This is a genomic window from uncultured Friedmanniella sp. (genome assembly GCF_964244285.1).
Lineage (GTDB): Bacteria > Actinomycetota > Actinomycetes > Propionibacteriales > Propionibacteriaceae > Microlunatus.
On the sequence record NZ_CAXTHT010000002.1, the window covers coordinates 569,320 to 585,622 of the forward strand.

Annotated in this window: 16 protein-coding genes; 8 read left to right on the top strand and 8 right to left on the bottom strand. The window is 72.9% G+C overall.

What is annotated here, in order from left to right; translation table 11 throughout:
• The first annotated feature begins 1 nt into the window (after position 1).
• The 3 genes from ACFE7W_RS07005 to ACFE7W_RS07015 are packed head-to-tail and all read left to right on the top strand — an operon-like array spanning position 2 to position 3,764.
• A complete protein-coding gene (locus tag ACFE7W_RS07005; protein ID WP_375424030.1) occupies positions 2-553 on the top strand; it encodes a quercetin 2,3-dioxygenase in 552 nt (183 codons plus the stop codon).
• The gene (locus tag ACFE7W_RS07010) at positions 553-1,440 is read left to right on the top strand and encodes an alpha/beta hydrolase fold domain-containing protein (protein ID WP_375424031.1); all 888 of its coding nucleotides are present in this window, start codon (positions 553-555) and stop codon (positions 1,438-1,440) included. The genes ACFE7W_RS07005 and ACFE7W_RS07010 overlap by 1 nt, the downstream gene beginning before the upstream one ends.
• Positions 1,437-3,764 carry a glycoside hydrolase family 78 protein gene (locus tag ACFE7W_RS07015; protein WP_375424032.1) on the top strand — a complete coding sequence of 776 codons (2,328 nt, stop codon included), beginning with the start codon at positions 1,437-1,439 and terminating at the stop codon, positions 3,762-3,764. The genes ACFE7W_RS07010 and ACFE7W_RS07015 overlap by 4 nt, the downstream gene beginning before the upstream one ends.
• Here the strand turns inward: ACFE7W_RS07015 and ACFE7W_RS07020 are convergent.
• The 5 genes from ACFE7W_RS07020 to ACFE7W_RS07040 form a co-directional block, all read right to left on the bottom strand.
• Positions 3,757-4,956, bottom strand: a complete 1,200-nt coding sequence (locus ACFE7W_RS07020) for a glycoside hydrolase family 1 protein (RefSeq protein ID WP_375424033.1) — start codon at positions 4,954-4,956, stop codon at positions 3,757-3,759. The two genes, ACFE7W_RS07015 and ACFE7W_RS07020, sit on opposite strands and share 8 nt — an antisense overlap.
• A gap of 33 nt (positions 4,957-4,989) precedes the next feature.
• On the bottom strand, positions 4,990-5,331 hold the full coding sequence (locus ACFE7W_RS07025) for a YnfA family protein (protein ID WP_375424034.1): 342 nt from the start codon (positions 5,329-5,331) through the stop codon (positions 4,990-4,992).
• Positions 5,332-5,476: 145 nt separating this feature from the next.
• On the bottom strand, positions 5,477-6,478 hold the full coding sequence (locus ACFE7W_RS07030; protein WP_375424035.1) for a cyclase family protein: 1,002 nt from the start codon (positions 6,476-6,478) through the stop codon (positions 5,477-5,479).
• Positions 6,475-7,503 carry an amidohydrolase family protein gene (locus ACFE7W_RS07035; RefSeq protein WP_375424036.1) on the bottom strand — a complete coding sequence of 343 codons (1,029 nt, stop codon included), beginning with the start codon at positions 7,501-7,503 and terminating at the stop codon, positions 6,475-6,477. The genes ACFE7W_RS07030 and ACFE7W_RS07035 overlap by 4 nt, the downstream gene beginning before the upstream one ends.
• Positions 7,500-8,486, bottom strand: coding sequence for a fumarylacetoacetate hydrolase family protein (locus ACFE7W_RS07040; protein WP_375424037.1), 987 nt, complete (start codon positions 8,484-8,486; stop codon positions 7,500-7,502). The genes ACFE7W_RS07035 and ACFE7W_RS07040 overlap by 4 nt, the downstream gene beginning before the upstream one ends.
• A 285-nt stretch (positions 8,487-8,771) precedes the next feature.
• Between ACFE7W_RS07040 and ACFE7W_RS07045 the strand changes: the two genes are divergently transcribed.
• The 4 genes from ACFE7W_RS07045 (at position 8,772) to ACFE7W_RS07060 (ending at position 12,742) form a co-directional block, all read left to right on the top strand.
• On the top strand, positions 8,772-9,902 hold the full coding sequence (locus tag ACFE7W_RS07045) for an FAD-dependent monooxygenase (RefSeq protein ID WP_375424038.1): 1,131 nt from the start codon (positions 8,772-8,774) through the stop codon (positions 9,900-9,902).
• 120 nt (positions 9,903-10,022) lie between these two features.
• Positions 10,023-11,276 carry an MFS transporter gene (locus ACFE7W_RS07050; RefSeq protein WP_375424039.1) on the top strand — a complete coding sequence of 418 codons (1,254 nt, stop codon included), beginning with the start codon at positions 10,023-10,025 and terminating at the stop codon, positions 11,274-11,276.
• Between the two features lie 3 nt (positions 11,277-11,279).
• Positions 11,280-11,753, top strand: coding sequence for a nuclear transport factor 2 family protein (locus tag ACFE7W_RS07055; protein WP_375424040.1), 474 nt, complete (start codon positions 11,280-11,282; stop codon positions 11,751-11,753).
• Between the two features lie 71 nt (positions 11,754-11,824).
• Entirely contained in the window at positions 11,825-12,742 is a 918-nt protein-coding gene (locus ACFE7W_RS07060; RefSeq protein WP_375424224.1) for a LysR family transcriptional regulator, read from the top strand.
• Between the two features lie 43 nt (positions 12,743-12,785).
• Here the strand turns inward: ACFE7W_RS07060 and ACFE7W_RS07065 are convergent, their stop codons facing one another.
• The 3 genes from ACFE7W_RS07065 to ACFE7W_RS07075 are packed head-to-tail and all read right to left on the bottom strand — an operon-like array spanning position 12,786 to position 15,352.
• Positions 12,786-13,961, bottom strand: coding sequence for an acetyl-CoA C-acyltransferase (locus tag ACFE7W_RS07065; protein WP_375424041.1), 1,176 nt, complete (start codon positions 13,959-13,961; stop codon positions 12,786-12,788).
• Entirely contained in the window at positions 13,958-14,629 is a 672-nt protein-coding gene (locus ACFE7W_RS07070) for a CoA transferase subunit B (RefSeq protein WP_375424042.1), read from the bottom strand. Before ACFE7W_RS07070 ends, ACFE7W_RS07065 begins: the two co-directional genes overlap by 4 nt.
• Positions 14,630-14,644: 15 nt before the next feature.
• Positions 14,645-15,352: a CoA transferase subunit A gene (locus ACFE7W_RS07075; protein WP_375424043.1), complete on the bottom strand. Its 708-nt coding sequence runs from the start codon at positions 15,350-15,352 to the stop codon at positions 14,645-14,647.
• Between the two features lie 147 nt (positions 15,353-15,499).
• Between ACFE7W_RS07075 and ACFE7W_RS07080 the strand changes: the two genes are divergently transcribed.
• Positions 15,500-16,288, top strand: a complete 789-nt coding sequence (locus ACFE7W_RS07080; RefSeq protein WP_375424044.1) for an IclR family transcriptional regulator — start codon at positions 15,500-15,502, stop codon at positions 16,286-16,288.
• Positions 16,289-16,303 lie beyond the last annotated feature (15 nt).

The following is a 16,303-nucleotide window of genomic DNA, read 5'->3' on the forward strand; positions in this document are numbered from 1 at the left end:
CATGAGCTTTGAGTACCTGACCGATCCCGGCCGACCCGCCTGGACGGGGCTGCTTCCCGGCCGCCCGGAGGCCTACTTTCTGCGCCGCGGTGAGGGGGAGCACGCCAAGTTGTTCACCGACACCTTCTCGGTGCTGCTCAGCGGGGACGAGACCGAGGGCCAGTTCGGGATGTTCACCGCCACCTGCCCGGCCGGCGACATCATCCCGCCGCACTCCCACGCCGACACCCACGAGACGTTCTTCGTGCTCGAGGGCCGGGTGCGGGTCTTCGTCCAGCAGCCCGATGGCGCCAAGGTGTCCCGGCTGCTCAGCGAGGGCGACTTCGGCTTCGTCCCGGCCGGGGCGCCGCACGCGTACCGGGTCGAGCAGGCCGCGCGGATGCTGGGCACGGCCACCGGTGGCTTCGAGCGCTTCTTCCAGCAGATGGGGACCCCGGCCGACACCATCGACCCCGACTCGCCCCCGTACGTGCCCGACTTCCCGCAGATGGCCGCGGCCGCCGAGGCCCACCACATGGAGTTCCTGCGCGGCCTCGAGTGGCCGGAGCCCTGATGCCGTCCGCTGGTCCTCCGACCGGACTACCGCTGCCCCCGCACCTCGCGCCGTTGCCGCCGGGCCGTCCGCTGCCCGGCGGCGGGCAGGTGCTCGCCGGGGTCCCCTACGCCACGCTGCCGGGTGTCCGGCCGCTCGAGCTGGACCTCTACCTGCCGCCGGCGGGGCCGGTCCCGGCCCCCGTGGTCGTGTTCCTGCACGGCGGCGGCTGGCGGCTCGGCAGCCGGCGGTCGGTCGGGCCCGCGTACCCCGGGCCCACTGCTGAGGGCACCGCGCCGACCCCCTTCGAGGTCGTCGCGGCCGCCGGGATCGCCGTGGCCAGCGTCGACTACCGGCTGACCGGGGAGGCGACCTGGCCGGCACAGCTGGACGACGCGAAGGACGCGGTGGGCTGGCTGCGGCTCCGGGCCGACGACCTGGGCGTCGACCCCGCACGGATCGCCGCGTGGGGCGAGTCGGCCGGTGGTCACCTGGCCGCCCTGCTCGGGCTGTCCGGAACGGTGACGGCCGTCGCTGCCTGGTACCCGCCGAGCGACCTGGCCGCCCTGCCCGGTGACACCGGTGCTGACCCGGGCGCCCCGGACTCCCGCGAGGCCCAGCTGCTCGGCGCGCCACTGGCGGCCGTGCCCGAGCTGGCTGCCGCGGCCAGCCCGGTGGCGTACGTGGCCCCGGGAGCCCCTCCCTTCCTGCTGTTGCACGGCCGTGCCGACCGGGCCGTCCCGTGGGAGCAGAGCGAACGCTTCGCCGCGGCCCTGCGCGCGGCGCACGTCGCCGTCGACTTCGTGTGCTACGACGACGCCGACCACATGTGGCTGGGCTCGCCCGCCGCAGCGACCGACGCGCTGGCCCGGACGTCTGCGTTCCTGCGCCGACAGCTGGGCGCGTGAGCTGGATCGGTCCGGCCGAGGGACGGGTCGCGGCGCCGGGCGAGCGGCCGGCGCCCCTGCTCCGGGGCGAGTTCGCGGTGGCCACCCCGGTCGCCTCGGCCCGGCTGCGCGTCACCGCGTGCGGGATCTACGAGGCGTTCCTCAACGGCGTCCGGGTCGGCGACGACGAGCTGACGCCCGGCTTCACCTCCTACGACACTCGGTTGCAGGTGCAGACCTACGACGTCACGGAGCTGCTGCGGCCGGGCCGGAACGTGCTCGGGGCGATCCTGGCCGACGGCTGGTACCGCGGCCAGATCGGCATCACCCGGGCCGCGGACCAGTGGGGCACCCGGACGGGGCTGCTCGCCCGGCTGGTGCTGACCCACGCCGACGGCACCGAGACGGTGGTCGGCACCGGTCCGGACTGGCGTACCAGCCCCGGCCACGTGGTCGCGGCGGACCTGATCGCCGGCGAGCGGTGGGACCTGCGCCTGTTGCCCCGCGGCTGGTCCGAACCCGGCTTCGACGCCTCGGGCTGGCCCCTCGTCGAGCCCCGCACCGGCGACCTGTTCCGGCTGGTGGTCTCACCCGCCCCACCGGTCCGCCGGATCGAGGAGCTGACCCCGGTCTCGATCACCCGGCTGGACGCGCACCGACAGGTCGTCGACCTCGGCCAGAACATCAACGGCTGGGTCCGGCTGTCGCGGCTCGGCCCGGCGGGCACGACCGTCCGGCTCGTGCACGGGGAGTGGCTCGACGCCGACGGCGACGTCACCACCGGCCACCTGCGGCCGGCCGTCCCGTTCCTGCCCGAGCCGCTACCCGCCGGCCAGGTCGACGAGGTGACGTCCGCGGGCGTCCCCGGCGACGTCTTCGAGCCGCGCCGGACGACCCACGGCTTCCGTTACGTCCGGGTCGAGGGCCACCCCGACGACCTGACGCCGACCGACGTGACGGGCGTGGTCGTCCACACCGACCTGCGGCGGACCGGCTGGTTCGCCTGCAGCGACCAGCGGCTCAACGCGCTGCACGAGGCGGCGGTCTGGAGCTTCCGCGGCAACGCCTGCGACCTGCCCACCGACTGCCCGCACCGCGAGCGCGCCGGCTGGACGGGGGACTGGCAGCTGTTCGTGCCCACGGCCGCGTTCCTCTACGACGTGGCCGGCTTCTCGACCAAGTGGCTGCGCGACGTCGCCGCGGACCAGTGGCCGGACGGGACGATCGCCAACATCAGCCCGACGGCGCCCAGCGAGGGCCGGGACAGCCCGATCGCCTTCCTCAACGGCTCCGCGGGCTGGGAGGACGCCGTCGCCGTCGTGCCCTGGGAGCTGTACCGGGCCTACGGCGACACCGAGATCCTCGCCGAGCTGTGGCCGGCGATGGTCCGTTGGCTGGCGCGGGTCGAGCGGGTGGCCCGCGAGGGGCGGCATCCCGGCCGGGTCGCCGCCCGGCCCGAGGCCGCGCCCCACGAGCGGTACCTGCGCGACACCGGCTTCTCCTGGGGCGAGTGGCTGGTGCCGGGGGAGGACCTGTCGGACTTCGGCGCCTTCGTGGCCGCGGACCAGGGGGACGTCGCGACGGCCTGGTTCGCCCGCTCCGCGGGCCTGCTGGCCCGGATCGCCGCGGTGCTCGGCCGGACGGACGAGGCCCCGCGCTACGACGACCTCGCCGCCCGGGTCCGGGACGCGTGGTGCGCGGAGTACGTGGACGCCGAAGGCCGGCTGACCCCGGACACGCAGGCGAACCACGTCCGGGCGCTCGCGTTCGACCTGGTGCCCGACGCGGTCCGGCCGGCGGTGGCGGCGCGGCTGGTCGCGCTGGTCCGGGCCGCCGGCACCCATGTCGGCACGGGGTTCCTGTCCACGCCGTACCTGCTGCCGGTGCTGGCCGACTCGGGCCACCTGGATGTGGCTTACGCGTTGCTGCGCTCCGACTCCGAGCCGTCGTGGCTGACCATGCTGGACCGCGGCGCGACCACGCTCTGGGAGCGCTGGGACGGCGTCTCGGCCGACGGCGTCCCCTCGGAGTCGCTCAACCACTACTCCCGTGGCGCGGTGATCTCGTTCCTGCACCGCTACGCGGCGGGGATCGAGCTGCTGGACGGCGAGCCGGCCTACCGGAGATTCCGGGTCCGGCCCCGGCCCGGTGGCGGGCTGACGTGGGTCGAGGCCGCGCACGACTCGCCGTACGGGCGGATCGAGGTCCGGTGGCGGCTGGACGGTGCCGTCTTCGAGCTCTCGCTGACCGTGCCGGCCGGCAGCAGCGCGGAGGTCGTGCTGCCCGACGGCTCCATCTCCGAAGCCGGCCCCGGCCGGCACACCTTCACCAGCCGGGTCAGCTGAGCCCGTTCCGGCGCGCCACCTCGCCGAGCCAGGCCAGGCTGGGCTTGGTGGTGCGGACGAAGGTCGACCGGTCGACGGCGATCAGCCCGAACTTCGGGCCGTAGCCGGCGAACCACTCGAAGTTGTCCAGCAGGCTCCAGTGGATGTAGCCACGGACGTCGGCTCCCTCGGCGACCGCGGCGTGCAGCCCACGCAGCGCCTCCTCGGTGAAGACGCGACGCTCGGCGTCGTCGTCGGTGGCCAGGCCGTTCTCGGTGATCACGATCGGCAGGTCGGGGACCACCTCCGACACCCGCCGCGCCGAGGCGCCGAGGGCCTGCGGGCGGTACTCGACGTGGGCCTGGGTCATCGGGGCGTCCGGGCTCGCGACCGGGCCGTCCGGCCCGATCCGGGCGCAGCTGTAGACCTGCATGCCGACGAAGCCGTCGCCGCTGGTGGCGGACAGGAACTGGTCCTCCATCGCGGCCCGGTGCGAGACCATGGCCTCGTCGGCGCTCTCACCGTCCGGCCCGGGCTCGGCGATCCACTCCTGGCCCACCAGGGCCAGGCCGGCGGGCGGTGAGCCGGCGCCGTCCAACACCTCCATCGCCCGCCGGTGGGCGGCGATCAGGGCCTCGCTCAGCGGCTGGTCGGGGCGGGGCAGGCCGGCGACGGGCTCGCCCCGGGCCGCCATCTGGGCCAGCACGGGCAGGCAGGCGGCCAGGTTCGGCTCGTTCAACGTGACCACGTACGCCGCCTGCTGCGCCACCGGCAGGGCCAGCTCGACGAAGCGGGCGAACCGGTCGCCGGCGCGCTCGCTGAGCCAGCCGCCGTCGGCGTGGAACCAGCGCGGCGTGGTGAAGTGGTTGAGGGTGAGCAACGGCGCCAGCCCGCGGTCGCGACAGCCGTCCAGCATCCGCCGGTAGTGGTCGAGCGCGGCGCGGGAGAACTCGCCCTCCTCGGGCTCGATCCGGCTCCACTCCAGGCTGAACCGGTACGCCGTCAGCCCGGCGCCGGCCAGCAGGTCGAGATCCTCGCGCCAGCGGTGGTAGTGGTCGACGGCGTCCCCGCTCGGCTCCGCGAACGGCGTGTCGGACGCGTGCTCCCACTCCCAGTAGTGGTTGGCGACGTTGCCGCCCTCCACCTGGTGCGAGGCCGTCGCGGCTCCCCAGAGGAAGCCGTCGGGGAAGGTGGCCGAGCCTGGCGTCGTCATCTCAGCACCGTACGAGACGGCGGTCGACCCGGTTCAGCCGGCCTGGCCCCGCGGGGCGTACATGATGAGGGCGACACCGGCCAGGCAGAGCGCCGCGCCGGCGAGGTCCCAGCGGTCGGGGCGGAAGCCGTCGGCCACCATCGCCCAGAGCAGCGAGCCGGCCACGAAGATCCCGCCGTACGCGGCGAGGATGCGGCCGAAATGGTTGTCCGGCTGCAGGGTGGCGACGAGGCCGTAGAGCGCGAGCGCCACGGCCCCGGCGGCCACGAAGCCCCAGCCGCGGTGCAGTCTCACCCCCTGCCAGACCAGCCACGCGCCGCCGATCTCGGCGACGGCGGCGAGGACGAACAGGCCGAGCGAGCGGAGAACCGTCATCCCTCGACGCTAGTACCCGCAGTCCCCACCTGATTTTCCATGACCAGTTCGCGCCATCGCCGCCTGGCTGCGCTCAGGGCGGGCCGGCGGCTCCAACTGGTGGTGATAATTCAGGGAGCCGGCTCGGCCACCTCGGCCGGCCCGTCTACTTGAGCGCGATGGGGTTCAGGGGGGCGCCGACGGCGCCCGTGACCTTGAGCGGGGCGGCGGTGAGCAGGAAATCCCAGCGGCCGTCGGTGGCGCAGTCCTCGGCCAGCTCGTCGAGGTCCCAGAGCTCCCCGATCAGCAGGCCCATGTTCGGGATGACCACCTGGTGCAGCGGCTGGAAGGCGTCGGGGAACTCGTTCGGACGCACCTCGAAACCCCAGGTGTCGGTGGCCACGGCGGCCACCTCGGTCCGGTGCAGCCAGCCCGCCGTCCAGAAGGACAGGCCCGGGGCAGGGCCGCCGGCGTAGGCACCCCAGCCGTCGCGCTTGGCGCGGGCCAGCCGACCCGTCCGCACCAGCACGATGTCGCCGCTGCCGACGGCCGCGCTCGCCCCCTGGGCCGCGATGGTCGCCTCGAGATGCTCCTCGGTGATGGCGAAACCGTCGGGCAGCTCCCCGTCGGTCCCCAGCCCGTCACCCAGGGCCCGGCCGACGTCGAGCAGTACGCCCCGGGAGACCACGGGTGCGGCCATGTTCTCCATCCCGGTGACGCGGTCGCCCTCGCCGGTCACGACCTCCTGGCAGGGCCGTCCGTTCCACGCCATCGTGCGGTCGAAGATGTGGCCCAGCCCGTCCCACTGGGTGCTGCACTGCAGCGGCATAGCGATCACGTCGTCGGCGCCGCCGAAGCCGTGCGGGAAGCCCTGGACGCCGAAGGCCGCGTCGGTGCCCGAGTCGAGCATCGTGTGCACGGGATTGGTCCGGCGCCGCCAGCCGTTCTGCGGGCCGTCCATGTCGAAGGACTGCGACAGCGAGATCGAGACGCCGCGGGTGACCAGCGCGGCCGCCTCCCGGCGCTTCGCCTCGTCGATGAAGTTGACCGTGCCGAGGACGTCGTCCTCGCCCCAGCGGCCCCAGTTGCGGTACTTCTCGGCCGCCTCGACGATCGCGTCCTCAGCGCGCCCTGAGCCTGTCGAAGGCCCCGAAGGGGTTCCGCTCACCGGGCCCCCACCGTCGAACGCTGCAGCAGTCGAGCCGCGTTGCCGCCCCGGACCGCAACCTCGTCGGCGGCGTCGAGCCCGGCGGCCAGCAGCCGGTCGACCGGATCCTCGACGCCCATGTCGAAGGGGTAGTCACTGCCCAGCACGACCTGCGCGGCGCCGACGGCCTCGACCAGCTGCCGCAGCGCCTGCGGGGTGTAGACGAGGGAGTCGAACCAGATCCGGCGCAGGTACGCGCTCGGCGGCTCGGCGCACGCGTGCGCGTCCGGCCGGGCGGCCCAGGCGTGGTCGGACCGGCCGATGTAGGTGGGCAGGTAGCCACCGCCGTGCGCGGCCAGCAGGCGCAGCCCGGGGTGCCGGTCCAACAGTCCCGAAAAGATCAGGTGCGACAGCGCGACGGTGGTCTCGGTCGGATTGCCCACCGTGTTGGCCAGGTAGTGCCGGTCCAGCCGCTCGCCCAGCGAACAGCCCCACGGGTGCACGAAGACGACGCAGCCCAGCTCCTCGGCCCGCGCCCAGAAGCCCGCGTACGCGTCGTCGGCCAGCTCACGGTCGCCGTACGCGGTGCCGATCTGTACCCCGGCCAGGCCCAGCTCGCTGACGGCGTGGTCGAGCTCGGCCGCGGCCAGCTCGGGATGCTGCAGCGGAACGGTGCCGAGGCCGGTCAGCCGTCCGGGGTTCGTGGCGACCAGCTCAGCAACACCGGCGTTGGTCAGGCGGGTGATCCGTTCCGCCAACGGCTCGTCCGCCCACGAGTGGTAGAGCGGCATCGGGCTGACCAGCTGGCGGTCGACCCCGGCGGCGTCCATGGCCGCGAGCCGGCGGGCCGGGTCGGTCAGCAACGGGCCGATCCGGCCCAGCTGGGCCCCGTTGACCGCGGACGATGCCGCGCCGAAGAACCGTCGGTCCTGGTCCTGCTGGGCCAGGTGGCCCGGCTGGTCCGACACCAGGCCCATCACGGCCGGCGCCAGGGCGTGGGCGTGCAGGTCGACGGTCTCGACCCCGTCCGGTACCTGGTCGCTCATTCGTCGCGGCACCCGTTGCGCTGCACCCCGAGGCCGGTGATCTCGGACTCCATCACGTCTCCCGCGCGCAGCAGCCGCCCCCAGTGCATGCCGTTGCCAGCGGGGCTGCCGGTCAGCACCAGGTCGCCGGGCAGCAGGGTGGCGATCGAGGAGCAGTAGGAGACCAGCTGCGCGACGTCGAAGATCATGTCCTTGGTGGACTCGTCCTGCATCACGTCGCCGTTCAGCTTCAGCGTCACCCGCAGGTCCATCGGGTCGCCGACGAAGTCCGCCGGCACCAGGAAGGGGCCGGTGGGCAGGAAGGTCGGGGAGTTCTTGCCCCGGAACCAGTCCGTGCCGAGCTCGGGGAGGTCGCGGCGCCAGACCCACTCGCGGGTGGTCACGTCGTTGACGATGGTGTAGCCGGCGACGTGGTCCAGGGCGTCCTCGACGCTGACCCGTCGAGCCGGCCGACCGATGACCGCGGCCAGCTCGAGCTCGAAGTCGTTCTTCTTCGTCCCCTCCGGCAGCACGACGTCGTCGTAGGCGCCACACATCGCCGAGACCAGCCCCGTGAAGACGTACGGCTCGCCCGAGGCCGCCCGCGCGTCCTGCTGCCGACCGACCTCCTCACGGATCTCCTCGGCCGTGCGGGTCTCACCGGGCTTGCGGTCGGCCGCGGCCAGGTCCATCACGTGGGTGCGGTAGTTGGCGCCGCTCTGGAAAATCTGCCGCGGCTCGACCGGCGGCAGGGTCTTCAGCAGCTCGAGCTCCAGCAGCTCCAGGCCGGGCTCATCGTCCGCGACCCGGTCGGCCAGGGCGTCCAGCGCGGGCCGGGTGCTCTCCCAGTGCTCGAGCAGCTCACGGACAGAGGGGTGCGGGAGCCCGCTCAGCTCCTCGAGCGGGTGGACCCGCTGACCCACGACCAGTCCGGCGAACGAGCGGCCACCCGCTGCGAAGGTGCCGAGGGCGTACGGGCCGGCATGCGCGGCGTTGCGACTCATGAAGTTCCTCCTGGAGTTGCGGTTCACGCTAGGCCCTTGGCTATCCCTTCTGAAATTCGTGATAACGATGGGAGGTATCGGTTCGACGGATATCCAGGCGCCGTCGAGCGGTGGATCCCGCGATATCACTGCGGCAAATGCGGAGCATCCCGACGTTGGATTTCCGCTATCCGACCGATCCGTGGTGACCTGATGTCGTTCTCGGCCCGGCTGACGCCCGCGCCGGACCGGGGACGCTGACGGGCCCCACCAGCCCGCCGCCGAACCAGCAGCCAGGAGTCGATGATGACCAGTGTGAGAACCGTCCTGATCGTGGGCGGTGGCACCGCGGGCTGCGCGCTCGCGGCCCTGCTGGGACGCGCCGGCGTGTCGGTGGAGATCGTCGAGCGGCTGCCGGGCTTCACCACGTACGGGTCCGGCATCACCTTGATGGGAGCGGCCCTGCGGGTGCTCCGCGACATCGGCGTCTGGGACGAGCTGAGCCAGCACGGCTACGCGTTCGACTCCGTCGGCATCCGCTCGGCCAGCGGCCGGCTGCTGGCCGAGCTGCCGGACACCCGGACGGGTGGGCCCGACCTCCCGTCGACGCTGGGCGCGTACCGCCCCAAGCTGGCGGAGGTGCTCGCGAACGCCGCCGTCGGCGCCGGTGCGAAGGTCCGGCTGGGCACCACCGTCACTGCCATCGTCGAGGCTGAGGACGAGGTCGAGGTCACCTTCTCCGACGGCGACACCGGCCACTACGACCTGCTGGTGGCGGCGGACGGCATCAGGTCCGCGACCCGTGCCCAGCTGGGGATCGACGCCTCTCCCGAGCCGGCGGGGATGGGGATCTGGCGGGTGCACGCCCGCCGGCGGCCGGCCGAGGTGCAGCGGACGGAGCTGGTCTACGACGGCCCCTGCTACATCGCCGGCTTCTGCCCGACCGGGGAGGACACGCTCTACGCCTACCTGGTGGAGGACAGTCGCGCGACGGCGCCCGAGGGTCCGGCCGAGCGGCTCGCGGCGATGCGCGCGCTGGCCGAGGCCTACCACGGACCGTGGGACGAGATCCGCGAGGACATGACCGACGGCGACCTCATCAACTACACCTGGTTCGAGTCCCTGCTGCTCGAGGGGCCGTGGAACCGCGGCCGGGGCGTGGTCATCGGCGACGCCGCGCACGCCTGCCCCCCGACGATGGCGCTCGGTGCGGCCATGGCCCTGGAGGACGCGGCCGTGCTGGCCGAGCTGCTGCTCAGCCGCGACCAGGTCGACCAGGACCTGTTCGACACCTTCGTGGCGCGCCGTCGACCCCGGGTGCGGGCCGTCGTGGAGTCCTCGATGCAGCTGGTGCGCTGGCAGCTCGCGCACGACCGTAGCGCCGACGTCCCCGGATTGATGCATACCCTCAACACCATGATCAGTGAAGCAGCCTGACCCCGGTATTCCTCACCTGGATGGCCCGCATATCGCCATTCCATTTCCTACTTCTCACTATCCGTGTTTTCGTCTTTTCACCGCACGAGCGCTCCACCGACAACGAGGTTAGGTGTTTGAATGACTGACCAGGCTCTGAACCGCCCACCCCTGCAGACCAGCAGGCCCACCGCCGAGGTGATCCCCGCCGCGAACGGTCGCGTCCCCGGGATGACCCAGCTGGTCCTGCTGCTGGCGGGCAGCTGCATGTCGGTGCTGGGAGCGGTGCTGATCGCCCCCGTCCTGCCGCAGATGTCGGCAGAGTTCGCCGGCATCCCGGGGGTGGCGGTGCTGGTGCCCCTCGTGCTCACCGCCCCGGCCTTGATGATCGGGCTGACGGCGCCCTTCGCCGGACTGGTCGTCGATGCGATCGACCGCAAGCGGCTGCTGCTGGTCGCGATGGTGGCCTACACCGTCTTCGGCACGATGCCGCTCTACCTGCACTCCCTCGGCCTGATCCTCGGCAGTCGCATCCTCGTCGGCGTCTGCGAGGCCGCGATCATGACCTGCGCCACCACCCTCATCGGGGACTACTGGTCGGGCGCTACCCGCGGCAAGTACCTGGGCCTGCAGACGCTGGTGGCCGCGCTGGCCGCGACGGTCTTCCTCACCGTCGGCGGGGTGCTCGGGGCCTCCGGCTGGCGGACGCCCTTCTGGCTCTACGTGGCCGCCGCCCTGATCGCCATCCCGATGGCGAAGTACCTGTGGCAGCCTGCCCGCCCCGAGGGCCACCGTGAGTCCCGTCGGCTCGAGCCGATGCCGTGGCGCCAGATGCTCAAGCCCTGCCTGATCACCCTGTTCGGCGGCATCACCTTCTACGCCCTGATCGTCGAGCTCTCCTACGTCCTCACCGGAGTCGGCTTCACCTCGACGGCCAGGATCGGCGTGATCGCCGCCGTGATGTCCCTGGCCACAGCCCTCGGCGCCGTCGCGTTCGCCAAGCTCTCCCACCTCTCGCCGCGCGTCCTGGTGCCGGCCGAGTTCGCCCTCATCGCCGTCGGGCTGCTCGTGGTCTTCGCCACCGGCTCGGTGGCGGTGATCACCGTCGGCGCGGTGCTCACCGGCTTCGGCACCGGCATCCTGCTGCCCACCCTGCTCACCTGGGCGGTCAACCAGCTCACCTTCCCCCAGCGCGGCCGTGGCACCGGGCTCTGGACGGGGACGCTGTTCATCGGTGAGTTCATCTGCCCGGTGATCCTGGCCGTCCTGATCACGAAGGTGGGTGGGCTGCAGCCCGCGCTGGCCGTCCTCGGCGTGGCTTCGGCCGTGATGGCGCTGGTCACGCTGCTCGTGCTGCGCACCGAGCGTCGCCCCCTCAACGTCAGCCAGGACTGAGGCGTGACCTCGACCCCGCCCACCGAGCTCGCCGCCCAGGTCCAGTGGCTGGTGGACCGGGCCGCGATCAGCGACTTGTTGATCGAGTTCGCCCGGACCCTGGACGAGCGTGAGTTCGACGCCAACACCGCCCTGTACGTGCCTGAGGGCTCCTTCGGCGTCGAGGGCGCGTTCACGTTGCAGGGTCACGAGCAGCTGGCGGCCACCGGCTCGCCGCGCGGGCTCGGCCAGTACGACGGGACATGGCACGGCAGCAGCAACCACGCGATCGCGATCGACGGGGACACCGCCACCACGCGCTCCTACCTGCTGGGCGTGCACATGCTCGGCGGCGGGACGTTCGACCACGCCGACGGGGGTGGCTGGTACGACTGCACGCTGCGCCGGACGGCCGAGGGCTGGCGGTTCGTGACCGTCCGGGTGCACGAAGTCTGGAACGCCGGGCAGCCGCTGCCGCACGTCCCTCCCGCGCACTGATCGCGACGTGTCAGCGTCGTGGTCGCGCGAGCGACCCCCTGTGCTGACAAGTCGGACTAGGTTGCTCAGTGATGGACCTGCCCGGCATCGACCTCAACCTGCTCGTCGCCCTCAACGCCCTGCTGCGCGAGCGCAACGTCACGCGCGCCGGGGAGAGCATCGGGCTGAGCCAGCCGGCCATGAGCGCCTCGCTGGGCCGGCTGCGGCGGCACTTCGGGGACGAGCTGCTGACCCGGAACGGGCAGCAGTACCTGCTCACCCCGCTGGCGGCCTCCCTGGTCGACCAGACCGAGATCGCGCTGCGCTTCGTCGGCCAGACCTTCGCGGCCCGGCCGGTCTTCGACGCCGTCTCCTCCCAGCGCGAGTTCACCGTCGTCATGTCCGACTACGCGCTCACCGTCATCGGCGGGCCGCTGCTGCGGCTGCTCGAGCAGCGGGCGCCTGAGGTCCACCTGCGGATCCGGCCCTTGGACCGGATCACCGTCGACGAGTCGGCCGCGACCCTGCGGGCGGCGGACGTGATGGTGCTGCCGCGCGGTTTCGTCAGCGAGGTCCGCTCGGCCGACCTCTTCCGCGACCGCTGGGTGTGCGTCGTCGACCGGGCCAACTCCGTCGTGACCGACCGGCTGAGCCTGGAGGACCTGAGCCGGCTGCGCTGGGTGCAGACCTACGACGCGCCCACGCAGTACACGCCGGTCGACAAGCACTTCGCCCTGGTCGGGATCGACCGGCGCACCGACGCGGTCACCGAGAGCTTCCTCGCCCTGCCCTTCCTGCTCGCGGGCACCCAGCGCGCCGCCGTCCTCCAGGAACGTGCGGCCCGCACGATGGCCGGGTCGGACCGGATGCGGATCCTCGAGCTGCCCAGCTCACCGCCGGAGCTGCAGGAAGCCCTGTGGTGGCACCCCTCCCGCGACGGCGACCCCGGCCACCGCTGGCTACAGCAGCTCTTCCTCGACGCCGCCGCCGACTTGTCAGAACCCCGTTGACCCGGAGAGCCTTCGGCGTCTGACCACTCGGCAAGAGGGAGGCTCAGACGGCCTGGAGGACCACCGCGGAGCCCTGACCGCCGCCACCGCAGATGCCCGCAGCGCCGACAGAGCCTCGACCGGCGGCGGCGAGCCGCCGGGCGAGGTGACCGACGATCCGGGCACCCGAGGCGCCGATGGGATGGCCGAGCGCGATGGCGCCGCCGTGGGCGTTGACGATGCCGTCGTCGATGCCGAGCAGGAGGGTGGAGTGGACGGCGACCGAGGCGAACGCCTCGTTGATCTCGACCGCGGCGAGGTCGGCGGCGGACCGGTCGAGCTTGGCCAGCGCCGCCCGGATCGCGTTCGCCGGCTGCGCGTGCAGGGTGACGTCGGGCCCGGCGACGAAGGCGTGACCCAGCACCCGGGCCAGCGCGGGGAGGCCTCGACGCTCGGCCAACTCCGCCGACACCAGTACCAGCGCCGCCGCGCCGTCGGTGATCTGGGAGGAGTTGCCTGCCGTGATCGTGCCGCCGCCGCCGAAGGCCGGTCGTAGCGTCCCGAGGCTCTCCATCGTGGTCTCGGCGCGGAGCCCGTCGTCGGCGGCCACCTCGGTGGTCGTCCCGCGGCGGCCCGGGACCAGGTACGGCTCGATCTCCCCCGCCAGGAAGTCGGCGGACGCGGCCAGCCGCTGGTGCGATGCGGCGGCCCAGGCGTCCTGGGCCGTCCGGTCCAGGCCGAGGAGTGAGTTGCGGGCCTCGGTGGAGGCGCCCATCGACTGGTGCTCGAAGGCGTCGGTCAGCCCGTCGTGCTCGAGGGTGTCGATCAGCTCGACCGTGCCGTACCGGGCGCCGGCGCGCGATCCCGACCACGCGTGCGGAGCCAGGCTCATCGACTCCTGACCTACGGCGACCACGATGTCGGCCTCCCCGCCGTCGATCAGCCGGGTGGCCGCAACCACCGCCTCCGTCCCCGAGAGGCAGACCGCGTTCAGCGTGATGGCCGGCACCGTCAGCGGGATCCCGGCGGCGGCTGCCGTCTGCCGCGCCGGGTTCTGGCCGGCGCCGCCCTGCAGCACCTGCCCGCCGTAGACGTGCTGGACGTCGTCCGGCGCCACCCCGGCCCGGGCCAGCGCGGCCCGGAGAGCGTGCGCGCCGAGCGTCACGGCCGGGACTGCGGCGAAGACGCCGTTGAACTTCACGAACGGGGTGCGGGCGTACCCCACGATGACGGTGGTCACGCGTTCTCCTCGGCCGGACGGGCGACCTCGGCGTCGAGGTCGACGCTGAACGGGGCGCCGGTGGTGGCTCGCAGGTCGTCGACGGTCGTACCCGGGGCCAGAGCCCGCAGCACCAGCCCGTCGGGAAGCACGTCGAGGACGGCGTGGTCGGAGACGATCCGCTGCACCACCCGCGACCCGGTCAGCGGCAGCGTGCACTCGGCGACGACCTTGGGCGACCCGTCCTTGGCCAGGTGCTCGGTCACCACCACCACCCGGGGAGTGCCGGCGACCAGGTCCATCGCGCCGCCCATCCCCTTGACCAGCTTTCCCGGGATCGTCCAGTTGGCCAGGTCACCGTGGCCGGAGACCTGCAGCGCACCGAGGATGGCGACCTGGACGTGGCCACCACGGATCATCGCGAACGAGGTGGCCGAGTCGAAGTAGCTGCCGCCCTCGAGCAGGGTGACGGTCTGCTTGCCGGCGTTGATCAGGTCGGCGTCCTCCTCGCCCTCGTAGGGGAAGGGGCCCATGCCCAGCAGGCCGTTCTCGCTCTGCAGCGTCACCCGCACCCCGGGCGGCAGGTGGTTGGCCACCAGGGTGGGGATGCCGATACCGAGGTTGACGTACTCACCGTCCCGCAGCTCGGCGGCGGCGATCGCCGCCATCTCGTCCCGGGTCCAGGCCACGTCGGTCCGCCGTTCTCAGGCCGCCGGCCGGGGCCGGACGGTGCGCTGCTCGATCTCCTTGGCCCGCGGCCTGGCCGCCACCAGCCGCTGCACGTAGACGCCCGGGGTGACGACGGCGTCCGGGTCCAGGAACCCGGTACCCAGGACCTCCTCGGCCTCGGCGATGGTCACCCGGCCCGAGGTCGCCACCACGGGGTTGAAGTTGCGCGCCGTGTGCCGGTAGAGCAGGTTGCCCTCCGCGTCGGCCCAGTAGGCGTGTACCAGCGCGACGTCGGCGCGGATTCCACGTTCCAGCACGTAGGTCTGGCCGTCGAAGTCGGCGTGCGGCTTGCCCTCGGCGACCGGGGTGCCCACCCCGGTCCGGGTGTAGAAGCCGGCGATCCCGGCCCCGCCGGCGCGAAGCCGCTCGGCCAGCGTTCCCTGCGGGACGAACTCGACCTCCAGCGTGCCGTCGAGGTACTGGCTGGCGAACAGCTTGTTCTCTCCGACGTAGGAGGCGAGCACCTTGGCCACCTGTCGGTTCTCCAGCAGGATCCCCAGCCCGCGGCCGTCGACGCCCATGTTGTTCGAGACGATGGTCAGGTCCCGGGCTTCCGAGTCGCGCAGCGCCTCGATCAGGTCGCTCGGGTTGCCGCTCAGCCCGAACCCGCCCACGGCGACGACGGCGCCGTCGCGGATGACGTCGCGGAGTGCCTCGACGGCGCTGTTCCGGAGCTTCGGCACGTGATCTCCCTGGGTCCCCACGGGGTGCCCACAAAGTGGGCATGCCCGACTGTGGATCGACCGTAGGTCGCCCGTAGTCAGCCGTCAAGCCGTTCCAAGGTTCGTGACATGATGGTGCGCGTCTGTCCATCATGTGGAGGAGCTGCCGTGGCGGAGTCGGTCCAGGGTGCCCAGGTGGTCGGCCGTGTGGCCCGCGTGCTGCGCGTCGTGGCCCGCCATCCGGCCGGGGTGTCGGCGGCCGTCGTGGCCCAGGAGAGCGGACTGACCCGGCCGACGGCGCACCGGTTGCTGTCCTCGCTGGCCGCCGAGGGGCTGTTGGACGCGGACGTCCGGCGGACGCGCTGGCAGCTCGGTCCTGAGCTCCTCGTGCTGGGCACCCTCGCCGCTGATCGCTACCCGGTGGTCGACTTGGCCCGGCCACGCGTCCGCGCGCTCGCGCAGGCCACGGGGGAGAGCGCGTTCCTCTCCGTCCGCCGCGGCACCGAGACCGTCTGCCTGCTGCGCGAGGAGGGCAGCTTTCCCGTCCGCTCGTTCGTGCTCACCGAGGGCGTCCGGTTCCCCCTCGGCGTGGCGTCCGCCGGCCTGGCCATCCTGGCCTTCGCCGGCGACGCCGAGATCGACGCCTACCTGGCGACGGCGGAGCTGGAGCAAGCCTGGGGAGCCGAGCACGCGCAGGCCGCGATCCGGCACCGGGTGGCGCAGACCCGCCGACTCGGCTACGCCGTCAACCCCGGCCTGATCGTGGAGGGCAGCTGGGGGATGGGCGCCGCGGTCTTCGACGCCGGTGGAGCGCCGACCTGCGCCCTCAGCCTGACCGGTATCGAGCCGCGCTTCAGCCCCGCCCGCCGGCCCGGGCTGGGCGCGGCGTTGCTCGAGCAGGCCCACCTGCTCAGCCGGGCGCTGGGCCACGAGCCCGCAGTCCGCCGTGGCCGTTGACAACCGGGGGAAGCG

Excerpts from the sequence above, each read along its gene's own strand:
- ACFE7W_RS07005 (WP_375424030.1), top strand. The coding sequence starts at position 2 with ATGAGCTTTGAGTACCTGACCGATCCCGGCCGACCCGCCTGGACGGGG.
- ACFE7W_RS07010 (WP_375424031.1), top strand. The coding sequence starts at position 553 with ATGCCGTCCGCTGGTCCTCCGACCGGACTACCGCTGCCCCCGCACCTC.
- ACFE7W_RS07020 (WP_375424033.1), bottom strand. The coding sequence starts at position 4,956 with ATGACGACGCCAGGCTCGGCCACCTTCCCCGACGGCTTCCTCTGGGGA.
- ACFE7W_RS07025 (WP_375424034.1), bottom strand. The coding sequence starts at position 5,331 with ATGACGGTTCTCCGCTCGCTCGGCCTGTTCGTCCTCGCCGCCGTCGCC.
- ACFE7W_RS07035 (WP_375424036.1), bottom strand. The coding sequence starts at position 7,503 with ATGAGCGACCAGGTACCGGACGGGGTCGAGACCGTCGACCTGCACGCC.
- ACFE7W_RS07040 (WP_375424037.1), bottom strand. The coding sequence starts at position 8,486 with ATGAGTCGCAACGCCGCGCATGCCGGCCCGTACGCCCTCGGCACCTTC.
- ACFE7W_RS07045 (WP_375424038.1), top strand. The coding sequence starts at position 8,772 with ATGACCAGTGTGAGAACCGTCCTGATCGTGGGCGGTGGCACCGCGGGC.
- ACFE7W_RS07050 (WP_375424039.1), top strand. The coding sequence starts at position 10,023 with ATGACTGACCAGGCTCTGAACCGCCCACCCCTGCAGACCAGCAGGCCC.
- ACFE7W_RS07060 (WP_375424224.1), top strand. The coding sequence starts at position 11,825 with ATGGACCTGCCCGGCATCGACCTCAACCTGCTCGTCGCCCTCAACGCC.